The sequence below is a fragment of the Pelistega sp. MC2 genome (genome assembly GCF_900099475.1).
Lineage (GTDB): Bacteria > Pseudomonadota > Gammaproteobacteria > Burkholderiales > Burkholderiaceae_B > Taylorella > Taylorella indica.
In genome coordinates this window covers 1-3,302 of record NZ_LT628270.1, presented here as the reverse complement: position 1 = coordinate 3,302, position 3,302 = coordinate 1, and the positions used below count along the sequence as shown (strand labels likewise).

Below are 3,302 nucleotides of genomic sequence, written 5' to 3'. Positions count from 1 at the left end.
CCGAGAAAAGGCCTATATATCCTGGTGATAGAGATATCACCGAAGATAAAGTTAGCTTAATCATAAAACGTTTATTTGCTTAACCATAAGCCGATAAAGTTATAGGATCAAGTAACTAAGTGCACATGGTGGATGCCTTGGCGATCACAGGCGAAGAAGGACGTTATAGCATGCGAAAAGCTACGGGGAGCTTGCAAATGAGCATTGATCCGTAGATATCCGAATGGGGAAACCCACTGCGTTTAGCAGTATCATCACATGAATACATAGTGTGATGAGGCGAACCGAGTGAACTGAAACATCTAAGTAACTCGAGGAAAAGAAATCAACCGAGATTCCGACAGTAGCGGCGAGCGAAATCGGAGCAGCCTAGACGAGATAATACATTGACATAGTCGAATAAACTGGAAAGTTTAGCCGTAGCAGGTGATAGCCCTGTAGACAAAATGCGATGTGTGGTACTAAGCGTCGGATAAGTAGAGCGGGACACGTGGAATCCTGTTTGAAGATGGGGGGACCATCCTCCAAGGCTAAATACTCGTGATCGACCGATAGTGAACCAGTACCGTGAGGGAAAGGCGAAAAGAACCCCGGGAGGGGAGTGAAATAGAACCTGAAACCGTGTGCATACAAACAGTCGGAGCATCCAAGTGGTGTGACGGCGTACCTTTTGTATAATGGGTCAGCGACTTACATTCAGTGGCAAGCTTAACCGAATAGGGAAGGCGTAGCGAAAGCGAGTCCGAATAGGGCGTTTAGTCGCTGGGTGTAGACCCGAAACCAGATGATCTATCCATGGCCAGGTTGAAGGTACCGTAACAGGTACTGGAGGACCGAACCCACTAATGTTGAAAAATTAGGGGATGAGCTGTGGATAGGGGTGAAAGGCTAAACAAATCTGGAAATAGCTGGTTCTCTCCGAAAACTATTTAGGTAGTGCCTCAAGTATTACTGTCGGGGGTAGAGCACTGTTATGGCTAGGGGGTCATGGCGACTTACCAAACCATGGCAAACTCCGAATACCGACAAGTAGAGCTTGGGAGACAGAGCACTGGGTGCTAACGTCCAGACTCAAGAGGGAAACAACCCAGACCGCCAGCTAAGGTCCCTAAAATTGGCTAAGTGGGAAACGAAGTGGGAAGGCATAGACAGTCAGGAGGTTGGCTTAGAAGCAGCCACCCTTTAAAGAAAGCGTAATAGCTCACTGATCGAGTCGTCCTGCGCGGAAGATGTAACGGGGCTAAGCCAGTTACCGAAGCTGCGGGTGCACAGTTTACTGTGCGCGGTAGGAGAGCGTTCTGTAAGCCTGAGAAGGTGGCTTGTAAAGGCTGCTGGAGGTATCAGAAGTGCGAATGCTGACATGAGTAGCGATAAAGGGAGTGAAAAGCTCCCTCGCCGTAAGTCCAAGGTTTCCTGCGCAACGTTCATCGGCGCAGGGTGAGTCGGCCCCTAAGGCGAGGCAGAGATGCGTAGCTGATGGGAAGCTGGTTAATATTCCAGCACCGACATTAAATGCGATGGGGGGACGGATGGCGAAATCTGATCGGGTGATTGGTAGTACCCGTTGTTGGTTCCAAGAAGGCTGTTAGGCAAATCCGGCAGCGAAATTCAAGGGATTGACGCGAAGCGAACATGTTCGCGAAGTCAGAGGCAGTTGTCCCAAGAAAAGCCTCTAAGCTCTAGTTTAATGTTGACCGTACCGCAAACCGACACAGGTGGACGGGATGAATATTCCAAGGCGCTTGAGAGAACTCAGGAGAAGGAACTCGGCAAATTGATACCGTAACTTCGGGAGAAGGTATGCCTTTGTAGCGTGTTAAAGCGTGAAGAGGCCGCAGAGAATCGGTGGCTGCGACTGTTTATTAAAAACACAGCACTCTGCAAACACGAAAGTGGACGTATAGGGTGTGACGCCTGCCCGGTGCTGGAAGGTTAAGTGATGGGGTGCAAGCTCTTGATCGAAGCCCCAGTAAACGGCGGCCGTAACTATAACGGTCCTAAGGTAGCGAAATTCCTTGTCGGGTAAGTTCCGACCTGCACGAATGGCGTAACGATGGCCACACTGTCTCCTCCTGAGACTCAGCGAAGTTGAAGTGTTTGTGATGATGCAATCTCCCCGCGGCTAGACGGAAAGACCCCATGAACCTTTACTGTAGCTTTACATTGGATTGTGAACCGGCCTGTGTAGGATAGGTGGGAGGCGCTGAAAGTAGGACGCTAGTTTTACTGGAGCCGTCCTTGAAATACCACCCTGGTTTGTTTGCGGTTCTAACCTAGGCCCGTTATCCGGGTTGGGGACAGTGTATGGTGGGCAGTTTGACTGGGGCGGTCTCCTCCTAAAGTGTAACGGAGGAGTTCGAAGGTACGCTAGGTACGGTCGGAAATCGTGCTGATAGTGCATTGGCATAAGCGTGCTTGACTGTGAGACTGACAAGTCGAACAGGTGCGAAAGCAGGACAAAGTGATCCGGTGGTTCTGAATGGAAGGGCCATCGCTCAACGGATAAAAGGTACTCTGGGGATAACAGGCTGATACCGCCCAAGAGTTCATATCGACGGCGGTGTTTGGCACCTCGATGTCGGCTCATCTCATCCTGGGGCTGTAGCCGGTCCCAAGGGTATGGCTGTTCGCCATTTAAAGAGGTACGTGAGCTGGGTTTAAAACGTCGTGAGACAGTTTGGTCCCTATCTGCCGTGGGCGTTGGATACTTGACGGAGGCTGCTCCTAGTACGAGAGGACCGGAGTGGACGTACCGCTGGTGTATCGGTTGTCATGCCAATGGCATTGCCGAGTAGCTACGTACGGAAGAGATAACCGCTGAAGGCATCTAAGCGGGAAACTCGTCTGAAGATAAGGTATCCCGGGAGTTTATCTCCCCTAAAGGGTCGTTCGAGACCAGGACGTTGATAGGCTGGGTGTATAAGTGCAGTAATGCATGTAGCTAACCAGTACTAATTGCCCGTGCGGCTTGATCCTATAACTTTATCGGTTGATGACGCATCAACCTGGGTGTATAGTGTTCTTATGCCACAAGATATAATTCTCATGTGAGAAACCCCTCAATCTCAACCCCATCGCATTGAACCAACCTTGTGCTTCTTCCAAAGGGCTAACCAACAAGCCGTAACCGTTTTACGCTTGACGACCATAGCAAGGTGGTCCCACTCCTTCCCATCCCGAACAGGACAGTGAAACACCTTTGCGCCGATGATAGTGGGTGGACACCTGTGAAAGTAGGGCATCGTCAAGCTTCTTATTCGCTAAACCCTCTAGACCTCCCTCTAGAGGGTTTTTTACGTCTA

2 rRNA genes are annotated in these 3,302 nt (G+C 50.2%); both read left to right on the top strand.

Features of this window, described 5'->3' with window-relative positions:
* Window positions 1–105 precede the first annotated feature (105 nt).
* Window positions 106–2,976: ribosomal RNA gene (locus BQ4443_RS00020) — 23S ribosomal RNA — on the top strand.
* A 161-nt stretch (window positions 2,977–3,137) separates the two neighbouring features.
* Window positions 3,138–3,250 (top strand): 5S ribosomal RNA (gene rrf / locus BQ4443_RS00015).
* The last annotated feature ends 52 nt before the right edge of the window (window positions 3,251–3,302 follow it).